The organism is Tardiphaga robiniae (genome assembly GCF_001618955.1).
GTDB lineage: Bacteria > Pseudomonadota > Alphaproteobacteria > Rhizobiales > Xanthobacteraceae > Tardiphaga > Tardiphaga robiniae_A.
In genome coordinates, this window is record NZ_LVYV01000002.1 from 15,931 (window position 1) to 31,458 (window position 15,528).

17 protein-coding genes are annotated in these 15,528 nt (G+C 63.6%); 13 read left to right on the forward strand and 4 right to left on the reverse strand.

Going from position 1 to position 15,528, the window contains the following annotated elements:
* Positions 1 to 15 precede the first annotated feature (15 nt).
* The 9 genes from A4A58_RS05675 to A4A58_RS05715 all read left to right on the forward strand — a co-directional run bounded on the left by A4A58_RS05675 (position 16) and on the right by A4A58_RS05715 (position 6,534).
* The gene (locus A4A58_RS05675; RefSeq protein ID WP_158005654.1) at positions 16 to 300 is read left to right on the forward strand and encodes a DUF3551 domain-containing protein; all 285 of its coding nucleotides are present in this window, start codon (positions 16 to 18) and stop codon (positions 298 to 300) included.
* A 29-nt stretch (positions 301 to 329) separates the two neighbouring features.
* Entirely contained in the window at positions 330 to 638 is a 309-nt protein-coding gene (locus A4A58_RS05680; RefSeq protein ID WP_139069786.1) for a DUF3551 domain-containing protein, read from the forward strand.
* A gap of 282 nt (positions 639 to 920) precedes the next feature.
* Positions 921 to 1,088 carry a hypothetical protein gene (locus A4A58_RS31045; protein WP_192855888.1) on the forward strand — a complete coding sequence of 56 codons (168 nt, stop codon included), beginning with the start codon at positions 921 to 923 and terminating at the stop codon, positions 1,086 to 1,088.
* Between the two features lie 74 nt (positions 1,089 to 1,162).
* Positions 1,163 to 1,888 carry a hypothetical protein gene (locus A4A58_RS30175; protein ID WP_139069787.1) on the forward strand — a complete coding sequence of 242 codons (726 nt, stop codon included), beginning with the start codon at positions 1,163 to 1,165 and terminating at the stop codon, positions 1,886 to 1,888.
* The gene (locus tag A4A58_RS31420; protein ID WP_081421762.1) at positions 1,857 to 2,345 is read left to right on the forward strand and encodes a hypothetical protein; all 489 of its coding nucleotides are present in this window, start codon (positions 1,857 to 1,859) and stop codon (positions 2,343 to 2,345) included. The genes A4A58_RS30175 and A4A58_RS31420 overlap by 32 nt, the downstream gene beginning before the upstream one ends.
* 76 nt (positions 2,346 to 2,421) lie before the next feature.
* Entirely contained in the window at positions 2,422 to 3,087 is a 666-nt protein-coding gene (locus A4A58_RS05700) for a response regulator transcription factor (RefSeq protein ID WP_068730503.1), read from the forward strand.
* 22 nt (positions 3,088 to 3,109) lie between these two features.
* A complete protein-coding gene (locus A4A58_RS05705; protein WP_068730504.1) occupies positions 3,110 to 4,486 on the forward strand; it encodes a sensor histidine kinase in 1,377 nt (458 codons plus the stop codon).
* A gap of 98 nt (positions 4,487 to 4,584) precedes the next feature.
* Positions 4,585 to 5,055, forward strand: a complete 471-nt coding sequence (locus A4A58_RS05710) for an RT0821/Lpp0805 family surface protein (RefSeq protein ID WP_068730505.1) — start codon at positions 4,585 to 4,587, stop codon at positions 5,053 to 5,055.
* A gap of 99 nt (positions 5,056 to 5,154) precedes the next feature.
* Positions 5,155 to 6,534 (forward strand): hypothetical protein, encoded by a 1,380-nt coding sequence (locus A4A58_RS05715; RefSeq protein ID WP_068730506.1) that lies wholly within the window; start codon positions 5,155 to 5,157, stop codon positions 6,532 to 6,534.
* Between the two features lie 59 nt (positions 6,535 to 6,593).
* On the opposite strand, the gene A4A58_RS05720 is transcribed toward A4A58_RS05715, so the two are convergent.
* Together A4A58_RS05720 and A4A58_RS05725 are read right to left on the reverse strand one after the other, a co-directional pair.
* Positions 6,594 to 8,669, reverse strand: a complete 2,076-nt coding sequence (locus tag A4A58_RS05720; RefSeq protein WP_068730507.1) for a pyridoxamine 5'-phosphate oxidase family protein — start codon at positions 8,667 to 8,669, stop codon at positions 6,594 to 6,596.
* Between the two features lie 58 nt (positions 8,670 to 8,727).
* On the reverse strand, positions 8,728 to 9,345 hold the full coding sequence (locus tag A4A58_RS05725; protein ID WP_068730508.1) for a glutathione S-transferase family protein: 618 nt from the start codon (positions 9,343 to 9,345) through the stop codon (positions 8,728 to 8,730).
* Between the two features lie 373 nt (positions 9,346 to 9,718).
* Here A4A58_RS05725 and ccmI point away from each other — a divergent pair, with 373 nt between their 5' ends.
* The 4 genes from ccmI to A4A58_RS05745 all read left to right on the forward strand — a co-directional run bounded on the left by ccmI (position 9,719) and on the right by A4A58_RS05745 (position 13,867).
* Positions 9,719 to 10,837: a c-type cytochrome biogenesis protein CcmI gene (gene ccmI / locus A4A58_RS05730; protein WP_068730509.1), complete on the forward strand. Its 1,119-nt coding sequence runs from the start codon at positions 9,719 to 9,721 to the stop codon at positions 10,835 to 10,837.
* Between the two features lie 63 nt (positions 10,838 to 10,900).
* Positions 10,901 to 11,389 (forward strand): cytochrome c maturation protein CcmE, encoded by a 489-nt coding sequence (gene ccmE / locus A4A58_RS05735; protein WP_068730510.1) that lies wholly within the window; start codon positions 10,901 to 10,903, stop codon positions 11,387 to 11,389.
* Positions 11,386 to 13,368 (forward strand): heme lyase CcmF/NrfE family subunit, encoded by a 1,983-nt coding sequence (locus tag A4A58_RS05740; protein WP_068730511.1) that lies wholly within the window; start codon positions 11,386 to 11,388, stop codon positions 13,366 to 13,368. Before ccmE ends, A4A58_RS05740 begins: the two co-directional genes overlap by 4 nt.
* A gap of 4 nt (positions 13,369 to 13,372) precedes the next feature.
* Complete coding sequence (locus tag A4A58_RS05745) at positions 13,373 to 13,867, forward strand: cytochrome c-type biogenesis protein (RefSeq protein ID WP_068730512.1); 495 nt, start codon at positions 13,373 to 13,375, stop codon at positions 13,865 to 13,867.
* Between the two features lie 24 nt (positions 13,868 to 13,891).
* Here A4A58_RS05745 and A4A58_RS05750 read toward each other — a convergent pair whose 3' ends face one another.
* Entirely contained in the window at positions 13,892 to 14,578 is a 687-nt protein-coding gene (locus A4A58_RS05750) for a GntR family transcriptional regulator (RefSeq protein WP_068730513.1), read from the reverse strand.
* A 6-nt stretch (positions 14,579 to 14,584) separates the two neighbouring features.
* Positions 14,585 to 15,484: an amidohydrolase family protein gene (locus A4A58_RS05755; protein ID WP_068730514.1), complete on the reverse strand. Its 900-nt coding sequence runs from the start codon at positions 15,482 to 15,484 to the stop codon at positions 14,585 to 14,587.
* Positions 15,485 to 15,528 lie beyond the last annotated feature (44 nt).

Sequence of the window (15,528 nt, forward strand, 5' to 3'; positions counted from 1 at the left end):
ATATGGATGACCATCATGACATTGAATTCGCGTTTGAAGCTTTCGGCATTGGCCGGTTTGGGATTTGCGGCATTCGTCCTCGCGGGAGCGACGCCGGCCTCGGCGGCTGGTGCGCAATTCTGCATCGCCCAGAGTGGCGCCAACGGCCAATCCTCCTATGTCGGCAACTGCATCTTTTCTGACTACCAGCAATGCATCAATGCTGCCGTCGGTACGCGAGGCAACTGCGTGGGCAACGTCGAGTATCGCGGCGGAGCTGCCACGGAACCGGCGCCGCAACGTCGCCGGCGCGCGCGGTGAGTGATCGCCCGCTCGTGAAGGACGCATCGATGACAACAAGGATTCGCGGGCTCGTATGGGCTGTGGCTGCGATTGCCATCGCGTCGGCGTCGTTGCCGGGTGTGGATTCTGCGCAGGCGCGGCCATCGGTCGCGGCCCGCTCCGGTATTCCGCCGTTCTGCGTGTTGACCGGCGGCCCTCGTGGACCGGGGAGTGTGCCGCAGATCTGCCGGTTCTTCGACTATCAACAATGCCTGCAGGCCGCGGCCGAGCTGCGCGGCAATTGCGTGGTCAATATCGACTATCCCGGCAAGATCACCGGAGCGCCGGGAGCGGCGTGGTCGCAGCCGCCGCGATAGCCAGTGCGTTGATCGCTCGGACAAAATTCCAATTTAAGGACTAAATTCAAAGTCTAGGATTTTTAGCCTTGACAGCGTCGCGCTGTCGAAGTAGGTTTACGGCATGCTCCACAATTGGGTTCGCAGGAAACGCCGCTGCTGATTGGCCGCGAATCTGCCCGTCGCTGTTCAGCCCGGTGTGGCGGTGAATGCCCGGAACATCGATCCAAATCCCGCGTTGCTTTCCATACGGTGCCGCAAGGAATCTCATCGGCATCCAACAGCAAGCGAAACGAGGGTGCCATGACAACCAGGAATTCGGCAACCAAGCAAAAAGAGCAGATCGTCGAATCCGCGACGGAGGCACGCCAGGCCGAACCGGGCCCGTCGATCCTCGCGCTTTTGGCGATCAGCCTCGGCCTCGCTGTGCTGATCCTCGGCGTGGTCTGGTTTGTGTTCTTCAGGACGTGATCGGTTCTGGCGATCCGCCGATCAATTTCAGTTAGTCCGGCATGATCGACTGACAACAGCAACGAGTTCCCAACATGGTCAGAAAGCCAATGGCCCGCCCGGCGAGAAAGCCGGCGCGGGCTGCTGTCGTTGTGAAGGCCGCGCGGAAACCGAGGGCGGCGAAGAAGAGCTCCAAGAACTCGAAAGTAAAGAATTCACAGAAAACATGGAGCGCCGTTAACCCGGCCACCATGGAAGCAGCCGCTGAAAAAATCCGGGCCAGCGTGGCGGCCCGGAAGAGGACGATTGCGGCAACGACAATCTTCGCCGGACCGGGGAGGCCGAAACCAGCATCTGCTGCTGAAGTTGATATACCTCCAACTCAAATCAAGAAGCGACCGGCCGCAATGAAAGCTGTTGCCAAGAAGCGGTCGAGCGCTCCGCGTGCAAGACGGCGAACGGCAGTCGATCGGTTCAATGATTTGCCGCCTGACGCGCCGCTGACCGATCGCGTCACCCATGCCATCGAACGCGAACTCGATTCGATCCAGAAGATCGTTGGCCGCCGGCGCGTAAATGAAGCGTTGCGCACAGAGGCCGAGCGCCGCGCCCGCACGCTGGCTTCCCTGGCGCGCACATTGACCGAACTGAAGAAAGTGCAGGGCGGCAACGAACAGAGGCCCGCCGAAGATGACGACCGTCCCCGAGACCTCGACGAACTCCGTCGACGCATTTCTGAACGTCTTGCAAGACGGCCTGGCGGGCGATCGCCAATTCCTGTCGACGGGAATGACGCGGGGCGAGAGAGGCTTCCTGAGTGAGTGCTGGAATGTCTTCGCGCATGCGCATCAGGTGCCGCCTGACATCGCGCCGAATGGTGCGCCGTGGCTGACATGGCTCATGATTGGCGGACGGGGCGCAGGCAAGACACGCGCCGGTGCCGAATGGGTGCGTGCGCAGGCGCTCGGTCAGGCGCCACTGGCGCACGAAAAAGCCCGTCGCATTGCGCTTGTTGGCGAACTGACGGTGGAATGCGCCGCTTTGTGGTGCGTGCTGATGCATGAGTTCTGGACCGGCGACATCCAGACCATCAACGCGCTCGTTAACGCTACGGCCCTGCTGGTGACCTATTGGGGGTTCCGATTCGGCGTGCTAGGCGTCTATATCAGCGGCCGCACCCGCGAAAAGGTCAGTGCGGTCACCGGGCAGGATACGCCCGGCATGGTCGAGAAGCTGGTCAAGGCGCTGACGGTTAAAGACGGTGTGAAGAAAAAGTAAGGTTGGCGGCCGTCGCCATTCATGGAGTGTTCACGCGTTCGGGCATCAATTCGGATTGTGAACGCGGAGAAGTCACTTGCGCCTGCTTGTTGTCGAAGATGATCCCGATCTCAACCGTCAGCTCACCACGGCGCTGACCGATGCCGGCTATGTCGTCGATCGCGCCTTCGATGGCGAGGAGGGGCATTTCCTCGGCGACAGCGAGCCCTACGACGCCGTGGTGCTCGATATCGGCCTGCCGAAGATGGATGGCATCTCGGTGCTGGAAGCCTGGCGCCGCAACCACCGCATCATGCCGGTGCTGATCCTCACCGCGCGCGACCGCTGGAGCGACAAGGTGCAGGGCTTCGATGCCGGCGCTGACGATTACGTCGCCAAACCGTTCCATCTCGAAGAGGTGCTGGCCCGTATCCGCGCGCTGCTGCGCCGCTCCACCGGCCATGCCCAGTCGGAGCTCACTTGCGGACCCGTGTCGCTGGATACCCGCACCGGCCGCGTCAGCGTCTCCGGCAATCCGATCAAGATGACGTCTCACGAATACCGGCTGCTGTCCTATCTGATGCATCACACCGGCCGCGTGATCTCGCGCACCGAACTGGTCGAGCATCTCTACGATCAGGACTTCGATCGCGACAGCAACACCATCGAGGTGTTCGTCGGCCGCATCCGCAAGAAGCTCGACGTCGATATCATCCAGACCGTGCGCGGTCTTGGCTATCTGCTCACGCCGCCGCAGCCGTGATCATCTCCGGGATCATGCGCTGATGCGCAACAGCTCGCTCGCAACGCGGCTGTTCCTGTCGGCGACGGCCTGGGTGGTGGTGATCCTCCTGCTCACCGGAATCGTCCTGTCCTCGGTCTATCGCAGCGCCACCGAGCGCGCCTTCGATCGCCGCCTCAATCTCTATCTCCGCACCCTGGTGGCCGAAGTTGCCAATCCGCCGGACACGCCGGATCACGATACGCCATCGCTCGGCGAGCCGCTGTTCGAACTGCCGCTGTCGGGCTGGTACTGGGAAATCGCGCCCACCGAAGGCGCGAAGACCGAGATGCGGGCCTCGCGCTCGCTGTGGGACAAGAAACTGCCCAAGCTCGAAGACCAGGGCGTCGAGCTCACGGCGTCGGGCATCCGCCAGGGCTATGTGGACGGGCCGGAAGACCAGCGCTTGCGCATGGTGGAGCGTCCCGTCGATCTCGGCGCCGACGGCAAATTCCGCATCAGCGTTGCCGGCGACGCCACCGAGATTTTCGAGGAAACCCGCACCTTCGACTATTATCTTGGCGGCACTTTCGCTGCACTCTCGATCGTGCTCGTGCTCACCACGATCTTCCAGGTCCGCTTCGGTCTCGCGCCGCTGAAGCGCATGTCGGATGCCATTGCCGATATTCGGTCCGGCCGTGCCGAGCGGCTCGAGGGCACATTCCCTGTCGAGATCTCACCTCTGGCGGGCGAGATGAACGCGCTGCTCGATGCTAACCGCGCCATCGTCGAGCGCGCGCGCACCCATGTCGGCAATCTCGCCCATGCCATCAAGACGCCGCTGTCAGTCATCGTCAACGAGGCGAACAGCCGTGGTGTCGACCCCTTTGCGAGCAAGGTCTTGGAGCAGGCCGATGTGATGCGCGATCAGGTGACGCATCATCTCGAGCGCGCGCGGATCGCGGCGCGCGTCACTATCGTCGGCACCGTCACCGATGTCGCGCCGGCGCTGGAGGCGCTGTGCCGAACGATGCAGAAGATTCACCGGGATCGCGGCATCACCATCGATCTTGAGGCAGATGCCGCGGCGAAATTCCGTGGCGAAAAACAGGACATCGAGGAGATGGTCGGCAACCTCGTCGACAATGCCTGTAAATGGGCGGACTCCCATGTCACCATCGGCGTGCAGGTCGAGCGCACCGGCGGTGCCGATCCGGCGTCGAAGCTGCGGATCATCGTCGATGACGACGGACGCGGGCTGTCGGATACCGAACGCGCCCAGGTCGCGCGCCGCGGCCAGCGGCTCGACGAGACCAAGCCGGGGTCAGGTCTGGGTCTGTCTATCGTGGTCGATCTGGCCGCGCTCTATGGCGGTAGCCTGACACTCAGCAAGGCGCCGATCGGCGGGCTGCGGGCCGAGCTGGTGCTGCCTGGTGTCTGAGTTCCGGCCTTGTTGCGCCCCGTTGTCGCCCGAATTATCCCGTTCGTAACGTCTTTGACGTTTCCTGTGTTCCGGTTTGCGGTCGGGGTCTGCGGTCCATGGTCAAGTTCAACGCCTTCTGTGTTGCCGCCGTCGCGCTGGCGCTGGGTGGTTGCGACGTGACGACGTCGGAAGGCGGGTTGGGCCTCGGCACCGATACGATCGCCCGGGCCTATAGCAGCACCAAGTCGGCCGTTGGCCTGTCCGAGGAAAACGCAGCGGTCGCGGTGACCAATGCCGCCTTTGGCGGCTTGATCGGCGCCAAGCTCGGCGCCCAGCTCAACGACGAGGATCGCCGGCTGGCCTACGAGGCCCAGATCGCTGCCCTCGACCGCGGTGCACCCGGTGCTCCGGTGCCCTGGCGCAACGCTACGTCGGGACGCTATGGCAATATCGTCGCCGGCCCGGCCTATAACCAGAAGGGCCGGGAATGCCGCGGCTTTTCCCACACGGTCACCGTGAATGGTGACCTCAAGACGGCTCGCGGGACCGCCTGTCGCAGCCCTGAAGGCACCTGGGCGGCTGCCTGATCCCGGTTCCTCAACGCCTTCTTAACGGGGCGCCTGCTACAAAAATCGGTGGCGATTTTCGGTTGTAGATCGACCGGAAAGCACGGATTCCTAGGCTGCATGAACAAAACCTCGATCGATCGCTTGCGGGAGTATTTGGCGCAACTGCCCGAGCAGTCGCAGATGCTGCTGATGCGCGAATATGAGCGCGCGATCGAGCGCGGCGAAGACGTCGTGGTCGCCAATTTCGTGCTCGACCTGCTGCGCGGCGTGGTTCGTGGCCACGAGAATGCAGTGCGCCCGCGCGTCGAGGATCCCACCCGTCTCGTCTTCAAATCGCTCGAGCCGTTCCTTGTCGAAGGTGTGGGCAATGTCCGGCCCGGACAGATCCGGCGCGCCTCGCTGCTGCCGATCTGGCAGTGGCTGGAGCGCGACGCCGCAGACGCCGTGCGCGAGTTCGAGGCGGCGGTCACCGTATCGCCCGAGCCGGGCGCTTCGGACATCGAGCGCGCCGTCAAGAAATTCCAGCAGGCGGCAGCAGCTGCCATTGCCGCTGTCACCTCGGGTAATCGCGGCGCGGCCCGCATCGGGCCGACCCATGCCGTCGAAGACCTGCCGTCCATCGGCGCGGTGCTGAAGGCGCGCGAGCAACTCGACGGCTTTTCCGGCAAGCTGCCGAGCGTGCTGCGCAGCTTCGGCGATAGCCAGATCGCCTCGGTGAACAGCGCGCTGAACGTGCCGACGCTGACCACACCGCAAGTCCTGCCATTCGCGCTGTCGCTGGTGATGCAGCGGCTGGCGGCGCCGTGGCAGATCATCCGGCTGGCCGTGAAGATTGCGGCCTCCGACGATGAGATCCGCGTGGCCGCCACGCCCTATGGCGTCGCCGTGACCATGGCGCTGTCCGATCTCAATCGCGTCGCGGCCGAACTGCGCTCCGATATCAGGCGCGGCAAGTTCGACAGCGCCCCCGAACATCTCAAGGTCGCCCATGACGGCGTGCGCGGCCTGCGCACCGAACTCGACATGCGCAACGATTCCACTTGGGGCCGCCAGATGGCGTCGATCCGGGTGGAGATTTCCTCGACGCTGCAGTCGGAGATCGAGAGCGTGCCGGGCAGGGTGCGGCGTCTGCTGCGCCAGCGCCCTGACAAGGATATTGCCGCGACGGCGACGATCGATTTCGCCGAGGTCGAGGAGACCGTGGCGCTGATCAATTTCGTCGCGGTGTGCCGGACCTATGCCAGCGAACTCGCCATCAACGAGGTGACGCTGCGGACCTATTCCGACCTGCAGCAATATGTCGAGAAGTCCACGGAGTCGCTGGTGCAGTCGCTGCGCGCCGGCGATGCCCGCGTCCGTAGCTACCGGCAGATGCAGGCCAAGGCCGCGATCCGCTTCTGCCAGGTGCTGTTCGGCCAGGAATATGCCTCGCTGATGAGCCGCGCCGCCGAACAGGCCATGGTCGTGGTCGAGCGCAAGCCGAAGCGGGCGGGTTAGGCCAGGCGATGCGAAATGGCTCGTCGGCGATGTGACATCCGCATCGCCTCATCCCGAGATCAGAGCGCCAATTGAATGCGATTGGCTTCGTTGCCGTTCTGTGCGGCCGGAACGGCACAGCAGATCAGCACTTTATCGTCGGCCACCGCAGCGGCTGGCTCTTTGACGTAGGTCACCGCTCCCGCCAGAAGCTTCGTTCGGCAGGTGCCGCAATGCCCCTCACGACAACCGAAATCTGGGCTTAGGCCGCGCGATTCCGCGAGGTCGAGCAACGATCCCGACTCTGGTGTCCAGCGCGCTTCCTTCAATGACTCTGTGAACACGACGTGCACCGATGTCGACGACGATAGCTGGCGCGCCGGCGCTGTCGCCGGGCTGTCGACGGCTCGCACCAGTGACGCGGGGCCGAATGCTTCGGCGTGGATATGGTTGTCAGCGATGTTCAGTGCACGAAGACCGTCATAGAGCGACTGCATGAATCCGGAAGGTCCGCAGAGATAGTAATCGTAGTCGCCAACCGGCATGAACCGTGACAGCAGGGCCATGTCGATACGCCCCGCAGCGTCGTAGTCGGGACCTTCTTCGGCATCCGTGATGTCGCCGAGAACTCGGATGACCCGGACTGCGCCTCCAGCGGAGGCCGCAAGTTCATCCAATTCGTTGCCGAAGGGGCGCTCGTTCTTCGAACGGGCTGCCTGAAAAAGCACGGTCGGTCGAATCTTGAGCGTCCGCAGCCCTTCGTAAATCACATGCCGCAGCATCGCGAGCATCGGCGTGATGCCGATGCCGCCCGCCAGCAGCACCGCTGGCCGCGCCTGAGTGGCGTCGATCGTGAATTCACCGGCGGGCGCCCTTGCTTCGATCACGTCGCCAATATTGATGCCGTCGTGTAGCCGCTGCGACACCAGTCCGTCGCGTTTGACGCTGATGCGGTAGACGTGATCCGAAGGCGCGACCGACAGCGTATAGGTTCGGATGGCGGTCTTCTCCGCGCTGTCAATGGGCAGTCTGATCGGGAGGTACTGTCCGGCGCGATGAGGCAGGAGACCGGCGCCGTCGGCCGGCTCCAGATGGAACGACCTGACCGTTGCGCTCTCATCGACGATGTTGATGACCTTGAACGGCCGCCATTTGGTCGCAAGTTCTGCAGCCCGCAGACGACCGGCTGCCTGCTCCCAACTGCCTGTCATGAGTGTGCTCGGCGCCCATCCGTCCGGCCGGAACGCCCAGCGCAGGGGCAGGGCACCGCGCCGAAGAACGACACGCCGCGCGTTGAATTGCCAAAGGCGCTCGGCGCCCTGGAAGGCGGCGATCTCCGGGGAGTCCAGGATGACGCGGGCGTCACCGGTCATCTGCAGCACGTTGCCGGTCTCGAAATCGACGAACAGCAGTCCAGCCTTTCCGTTGACGAGGATGTTGCCCAGCGTGGCGAAGAAGAGATTGCCTGCGAAATCCGGGATTGTCAGCGTGCCGTCGTCAGCAACGCGCACGAAACCGGGATTGCCGCCGCGGCTCGAGACGTCGACCTGTCGACGGGATTCTCGCTCGACATAGGACGCGACAAAGAACATGTCGGCGGCTTCGATCATGCGGCGTGCCGTTGCGTCGATTTCGGCTTTGTCTTCGATATTTCCCGTAAACAGTTCGCGTGGATCGCGGACGAACTCATAATCGCGGAGCTGGATGTAGCGCGGGCAATTGCCGAAACTTTGGTTGACATCAAAATGAATGGCGTAATTGTCCGACGCCCCGATGATGCCGTTGACGCGATTGCGCCTGCGCGTGTGAAGTTCGATGCCGAGCAGGCCGATTGCATCGCCCTCGTGCATACCTTCGCTGGCGGGATCGCGTGGCTCTCTGACGACATCGATATCGAGCGATTGCGCTGTTGGCGATGAGATGAAGCCGGGCTTGCCGGTGACAAATGTTGCCCATGCGTCACCTGCGCCGTCGACGCTGCCGAGCGCGATGAAGGGGATCTGGGCGTAGAAATCCCGGTGTTGCGTCGGCATGTAATCGCGCACGATACGCCTGCCGAGTTCATCCATGTGAGCCGAAACGCCGACCTTTTCCTGGATCGCCTTCTCGCCCGCGTGCCAGATGTCCAGTTTTGATAGCGACATAGTATCGGTCATCGGTCCGCTCTCGTTGGCGTGTGTCGGGCGTATGCCCGGATACGCCCGACACACGCAGTTAAGCCGCAGCGGCGAGGCCGACGGGTGTTTTGGCGAAAGGCACAAAGCCGGGCAGCGCTTCGGTGCGGCGCAAGAAGGCGTTCACCTTGGGATAGCCGGACAGATCGACATTTCCTTCCGGCGCACTTGCGATGTAGCTGTAGAGCGCCACATCCGCGATGGTCGGACCATTGCCGACAAGCCACTCGCGATTGGCGAGATGCGCTTCGACGAGTGCCAACAAGGCGTGTGCGCGCTCGATGACTTCCTCTGGATTGAAGCTCCTGCCGAAAACGGTGATCAGCCGTGCAGCGGCAGGACCATAAGCCAGTTGGCCGGCGGCGACGGACAGCCAGCGCTGGATGGCCGCGCTTCCCTTCGCGTCATCGGGCAGCCACTCGGTTCGGCCGGATGTCTTGGCGAGATAAACGAGTATGGCGTTCGAGTCGGAGACAACAGTGCCATTGTCATCGAGGACCGGCACCTGACCGAACGGATTGAGCGCAAGGAAATCCGGCGTCTTGTGTGCGCCCGACTTCAGGTCAACCTCGATGAGTTCGTGGGGCAGGCCAAGGAGCGAAGCGAACAGATGCGCGCGATGAGAGTGGCCGGACAGTGGATGGTGATAGAGCTTCATGATTGTGATCCTCAATTCGTGGTCGGGTTCATTCCCGTTCAGCGAATGCAAGTTGCTTCATGATCCGGCGCGCGAGAATGCACGCTCTGCGCACTTCATCATTGCGCCGGATGAAATAACCGCGGCTTTTGTCGGCGCGCGACAGGGCCGATAGCGGTTTCGTCAATCGCGTCGATGGGTCTTCCCGGAGGGCATCCGCGTCGCGGAGGGGCGTTACTCGGAAAGCGGGCTCGCAGCCGCCGCAATCCTTGATCCAGAACAAGCGTCCTGACGTCGCGATGGCATAAAAGTCAATTGCGCGGCGTCGGTGGCCATGGTGTAACCCGGCAAAGACGTCGTTTAGATCGACTCAAGACTACGCTGGAACCCATTGATGGCCTTATGGTTTGTGTTCGCCTTGATGACCGCCGCAGCGATTTTCGCTGTGTTGTGGCCGCTTGGCCGGACGCGCTCCAATGCCGGTGGCACCGAGGCCAGCGTCTACCGGGATCAGCTCACTGAAATTACCCGCGATGCGGATGCCGGGCTGATCGGGCCGACCGAGGCCGAGGCCGCGCGTGTCGAGATCAGCCGTCGTCTGCTGGCCGCGGTCGATGCCGAGGGCGCGGCGTCCGTCGGCAGCAGTCCCGGTTTTCGCCGTGCGGTGTCGCTGCTGGCACTGATCGGCCTGCCGCTGCTGGCCATCGGCTTCTATCTGCCGCTCGGCTCGCCTGCCATGCCGGACTTTCCGCTCGCCACGCGCAACCAGTCGCCAAGCCCCACCCAGCCGCTGGACAATCTCGTCGCACAGGTCGAGCAGCATCTCGAGAAAAACCCGACCGACGGCCGTGGCTGGACCGTGCTTGCGCCGGTGCTGGCGAAGATCGGACGTACCGACGATGCGGTGCGCGCGTTCCGCAATGCGATCACCTATGCCGGCGATACAGCCGCGCGCCGCGCCGATCTCGGCGAGGCCATGGCGATGGCAGCCAATGGTGTCATCACCGCGGATGCCAAGACCGAATTCGAACGTGCTGTCGCGCTCGATGCCGGTGAGGTCAAGGCACGCTACTTCCTGGGCCTCGCGGCTGAGCAGGACGGGCGTGGCAGCGACGCGGCGGTGATCTGGCGCGACATGCTGGCAAAGGGACCTGCGGATGCGCCGTGGCGTCCGGTGGTCACGGCGGCCCTGGCGCGCGTCGGCGGCAGCGCTCCGAAATCAGGCCCGAACCTGCCGGCGCTGTCGGAAGATACGATCGCGTCGGTACAGGGCATGAATGCAGGCGACCGCAATGCGATGATCCATGGCATGGTCGACCGGCTCGCCACGCGGCTCAAGCAGGACGGCAGCGACGTCGAGGGATGGTTGCGGCTGGTGCGGGCCTATATGGTGCTCGGTGAGCGCGACAAGGCAAAGAGCGCGCTGGCGGATGCACGGGAGGCGGTCGGGTCCAATGCGGAACGGCTGCGCCAATTGAATGACGGCCTGAAAGACACGGGGCTGGATGGGTAAACGCATGATGCCGAAAAGTGTGCAGCGGTTTTCGGACAACATCATGCGTCTTGAAGGTGAAGCATGACACGCAAGCAGCGACGATTGACGATGATAGGTGGAGCGCTGGTGGTGCTCGCTATCGCGGCCGGACTCGTGCTGAACGCGTTGCGCGACTCCATCGTGTTCTTCTCGACGCCGCAGATGGTTGCCGAAAAGCAGATACCGGTCGGCAAACGCTTCCGTCTCGGCGGCATGGTCGAGCAGGGCTCGCTGGTGCGCGGCGACAATCTGGCTGTCAGCTTCAAGGTGTCCGATGGCGGCGCGACGCTGCCGGTGAACTACAAGGGCATCCTGCCTGATCTGTTCCGCGAGGGGCAGGGCGTCGTCGCCGAAGGCGCGATGGATGCGTCGGGCGTGTTCAAGGCCGATACGGTGCTGGCGAAGCACGACGAGAACTACATGCCGAAGGAAGTCGCTGACGCGCTCAAGAAACAGGGGCGCTGGCAGGAAGGCGAGGGCGGCAAGCCCGTGATGTCGCAGGGCGCTGCCAAGCCTGTGGTGACGCAGTGATTGCCGAAGCGGGACACTATGCACTGGTGCTGGCGCTCGCGCTGGCGCTGATCCAGTCGACCGTGCCGATCGTCGGTGCACGGCTGCGCGATCCTGCGCTGATGAATGTCGCGCGCTCCACGGCGCTGGCGCAGTTGTTGTTCGCCGGACTGTCGTTTCTGGCGCTGACGACGCTCTATGTGACGTCGGATTTCTCCGTCGCCAATGTGTTCGAGAATTCGCATTCCGCCAAGCCGCTGCTCTACAAGATCACCGGTGTTTGGGGAAACCACGAAGGCTCGATGCTGCTGTGGGTGTCGATCCTCGCACTGTTCGGCGGGCTGGTTGCCGCCTTCGGCAATAATTTGCCGCTGTCGCTGCGCGCGCATGTGCTGGCGGTGCAGGGCTGGATCGCCGCGGCGTTCTATCTGTTCATCCTGATGACCTCGAATCCGTTCCTGCGCCTGGCACAGCCGCCGCTCGAGGGCCGCGATCTCAATCCGGTGCTGCAGGATATCGGCCTCGCGGTGCATCCGCCGATGCTCTATCTCGGCTATGTCGGCTTCTCCATCGCATTCTCCTTCGCCGTCGCCGCGCTGATCGAAGGCCGCATCGATGCCGCCTGGGCGCGCTGGGTGCGGCCATGGACGCTGGTGGCGTGGATCTTCCTGACGCTCGGAATCGCGATGGGCTCGTACTGGGCCTATTACGAACTTGGCTGGGGCGGCTGGTGGTTCTGGGATCCGGTCGAGAACGCGTCGCTGATGCCGTGGCTGTCCGGCACCGCGTTGCTGCATTCGGCCGTGGTGATGGAGAAACGCAACGCGCTGAAGGTCTGGACCATCCTGCTGGCGATCCTGACCTTCTCGCTGTCGCTGCTCGGCACCTTCCTGGTGCGCTCCGGCGTCCTCACCTCGGTTCATGCGTTCGCGACTGATCCCACACGTGGCGTGTTCATCCTGCTGATCCTGTGCGTGTTCATCGGTGGCAGCCTGACGCTGTATATGTGGCGCGCGTCGTCACTGAAGCAGGGCGGCCTGTTCGCGCCGATCTCGCGCGAGGGCGCGCTGGTGCTGAACAATCTGTTCCTCACCACGGCCTGCGCCACAGTGTTCATCGGCACGCTGTATCCGCTGGCGCTGGAAATGCTGACCGGCGAGAAAATCTCGGTGGGCGCGCCGTTCTTCAATCTCACTTTCGGGCCGCTATTCGTGCCGCTGCTGCTGGCGATGCCGTTCGGACCGCTGCTGGCGTGGAAGCGCGGCGATCTCAGAGGCGTCACGCAGCGGCTGATGGCGGCCGGCATTGCCGCGCTTCTGGCGGTGGCACTGGTCTGGGCATGGACGACCGGCGGCGCGGCGCTGGCACCGCTGGCGATCGGGCTCGGCGTGTTCGTGATTGCCGGATCGATCGTCGATATGGCTGAGCGCACGATGCTGTTTCGTCTGCCGTTCGGAGGCGCGTTTCGCCGTGCGCGCGGATTGCCGCGTGCGGCCTGGGGCACGGCCTTCGCCCATGCCGGCATTGGTGTGGCGCTGATCGGCATCGTCTGCGAGTCGACATGGAACACCGAATATATCGGCACCATGAAGCCGAACGATGTAGCCAGGCTCGCTGGTTATGAGCTCACGCTCAAGGATGTCACGCAGCGACAAGGGCCGAATTTCCGCGAGAGTCTTGCGCGTTTCAAGGTGACGCGCGGTGGTGACGAGATCGGCGAGATGACGCCATCGAAGCGCAATTTCACGGCGCGGCAGTCCTCCACCACGGAAGCCGCGCTGCTGTCGCGCGGCGCCAGCCAGCTCTATATCTCGCTCGGCGAGGAAGCCGCGGGCGGCGCGGTTGCCGTGCGGATGTATCACAAGCCGCTGGTGCTGATGATCTGGTGGGGACCGGTGCTGATGGCTTTCGGTGGGCTACTGTCGCTGTCCGACCGGCGGCTACGCGTCGGCGCGCCGAAGCCGGCAAAGGCATCGCGCGCACTGCAGCCGGCGGAGTGATGGCGTGACACGCATTGTCGCAAGCCTCATCGCCGTGATGTTCCTGCTCGCTGCGCCGCTCGCGCATGCGGTGCAGCCCGACGAGATCATGAAGGACCCGGCGCAGGAAGGCCGCGCGCGCAACCTGTCGAAGGAGCTGCGCTGCATGGTCTGTCAGAACCAGTCCATCGACGATTCCGATGCACCGCTGGCGCGCGACCTGCGTCTGCTGGTGCGCGAGCGCATCGCCACTGGCGAAAGCGACAAACAGGTGCTGGATTTCCTGGTAGCGCGTTATGGCGAATTCGTGCTGCTGAAGCCGCGGCTCAACCTGCACACGCTGCTGCTGTGGCTGCTGACGCCACTGGTGCTGATTGGTGGCGGCTTCGCCTTGTGGTGGCACAATCGGCGCCGGGGCAGGGCTGCAAGCGATGATGATGCCGTGATGAAACTCACCGCTGAGGAAGAGGCGCGGATCGAGCGGCTGATCGCGGCGCAGAGCGAGACCAAGCCGTCCTAGGCCGGCCGTTGCTGCGGCCGGCGTCTATTCGGCGGGCAACACCGCCTGGATGTTGCGGCCGGTGCGTTCAATATGCTCCCGCAAGATCCGCGTTGCATCGCGGGTGCGCCGCTCGATCATCGCATGAGCCATGGCCGTGTGTTCTGCAGGCACATCGCGATCCGGCTGATGTTTCTTCAGGAAGATGCGGCGATAGCGATCGCTCTGGTCGTGCAGTGTCGCGCAGAACTGCCGCAGCAACGGCATCTGGCACGCCGAGATCAGTTCGGCGTGGAAGGCGCGATGCGCGATCTCCCAGGCTTCCTGTTCTGCGGCCGAGCGTGAGCCGCGCTTGCAGCGGCTGAGCTGATGCAGCGAGCCGAGCACGCGTCCTTCCCAGGCGACATCGCCGTGTTCGATGGCTTCCTTGACGGCGAGGCCTTCGAGTTCGACGCGCAGCCGGATGATCTCGGCGAGATTGCTCGCCGAGACCGGCGTGACGCGATAGCCGCGCTGGTCGATCAGCGCGACGAGTCCGTCGTTCTCCAGACGACACAGCGCTTCGCGCAGCGGGCTGAGGCTGACGCCGAAAGCGGTACGCAGGCGATCGAGATTGAGCTTGCTGCCCGGTAGCAGGTCGCCGCGCATGATCGAGTCCCGCAAGCGGGCGACGAGCGTGGTGGACAATGTGGTCGGAATGGCGCCGGCCGTGGTGGTGCGTGCGGTGCTCATGATGGCCTATCCGATGCTCTCGAAACCGTAGAGCGAAGCAGGATTATCCACCAGTGCCAATTGCTGCGCTTTGGGATCCGGCAGCCAGAGCGGGATGAGATTAACGAGGTCGCCATCGTTCGGCATCGCGACCGGACAGATCGGATGCGGCCAGTTGCTGCCCCAGAGGATGCGGTCGGGACGCGCTTCGACTACGCGCGCGATCATCGGCAGCATGTCGCGATGCGGATAGGGCTCTGCAGAGAGGCGATACAGGCTGGCGAGCTTGATCCAGCAGCGGTCGGTGTCGAGCAATCGCAGCAAGGTTCGAAACGGTTCGGAATCGACGCCTTCCGCAGCGCTGATCCGGGCGAGGTGATCCAGCACGAACGGACTGCGGACCTGCATCAGTTGTGGCGCGACATCGACGAGCTCGCTCGCTCTGTTGAAATGCAGCACGAGATGCCAGCCGAAATCGAACGTCTCGTCCGCGAGGCCGCGCAAATGCGCGAAGGATGCGCCGCCGCTGACGACGGTGGACATCCGGCAGCCCCGCATGCCGCGGAGATGCATGTCTTCGAGCTCCTGCTGTGGCAGGCCCGACGGGATCACGGCCACCCCGCGCAGTCGTTTCGGATTGAGGTCGAGGGCCGCGAGGGTCGCGCTATTGTCGGTGCCGTGAGCACCGCCATGCACGATGACGGCGCGGTCGATCCCGAGCGTTTCGTGGAGCTGCATCAGGTCGTCATAGGTGCAGTCTTCGGGCGTGTAGCTGCGCTGTTCACTGAACGGAAATTCGGCCTGCGGGCCGAAGACGTGGACATGGGTATCGCAGGCACCACGCGGCATCACGAATGCAGGACGCTTCGGATGGCGATCGGGGCCGGGGCAGGGCTTCGGTGGGGCGCCAGGCGTATGCGCACTCATCGTGGCAACTCCCTTCAAATAAGCGATCTTTGTTCGCTGAAAAT

Coding starts and splice junctions, on each gene's coding strand:
- A4A58_RS05720 (WP_068730507.1), bottom strand. CDS start 8,669: ATGACCGATACTATGTCGCTATCAAAACTGGACATCTGGCACGCGGGC.
- A4A58_RS05755 (WP_068730514.1), bottom strand. CDS start 15,484: ATGAGTGCGCATACGCCTGGCGCCCCACCGAAGCCCTGCCCCGGCCCC.
- A4A58_RS05675 (WP_158005654.1), top strand. CDS start 16: ATGACATTGAATTCGCGTTTGAAGCTTTCGGCATTGGCCGGTTTGGGA.
- A4A58_RS31420 (WP_081421762.1), top strand. CDS start 1,857: ATGACGCGGGGCGAGAGAGGCTTCCTGAGTGAGTGCTGGAATGTCTTC.
- A4A58_RS31045 (WP_192855888.1), top strand. CDS start 921: ATGACAACCAGGAATTCGGCAACCAAGCAAAAAGAGCAGATCGTCGAA.
- ccmI (WP_068730509.1), top strand. CDS start 9,719: ATGGCCTTATGGTTTGTGTTCGCCTTGATGACCGCCGCAGCGATTTTC.
- A4A58_RS05715 (WP_068730506.1), top strand. CDS start 5,155: ATGAACAAAACCTCGATCGATCGCTTGCGGGAGTATTTGGCGCAACTG.
- ccmE (WP_068730510.1), top strand. CDS start 10,901: ATGACACGCAAGCAGCGACGATTGACGATGATAGGTGGAGCGCTGGTG.
- A4A58_RS05680 (WP_139069786.1), top strand. CDS start 330: ATGACAACAAGGATTCGCGGGCTCGTATGGGCTGTGGCTGCGATTGCC.
- A4A58_RS05705 (WP_068730504.1), top strand. CDS start 3,110: ATGCGCAACAGCTCGCTCGCAACGCGGCTGTTCCTGTCGGCGACGGCC.
- A4A58_RS05725 (WP_068730508.1), bottom strand. CDS start 9,345: ATGAAGCTCTATCACCATCCACTGTCCGGCCACTCTCATCGCGCGCAT.
- A4A58_RS30175 (WP_139069787.1), top strand. CDS start 1,163: ATGGTCAGAAAGCCAATGGCCCGCCCGGCGAGAAAGCCGGCGCGGGCT.
- A4A58_RS05750 (WP_068730513.1), bottom strand. CDS start 14,578: ATGAGCACCGCACGCACCACCACGGCCGGCGCCATTCCGACCACATTG.
- A4A58_RS05710 (WP_068730505.1), top strand. CDS start 4,585: ATGGTCAAGTTCAACGCCTTCTGTGTTGCCGCCGTCGCGCTGGCGCTG.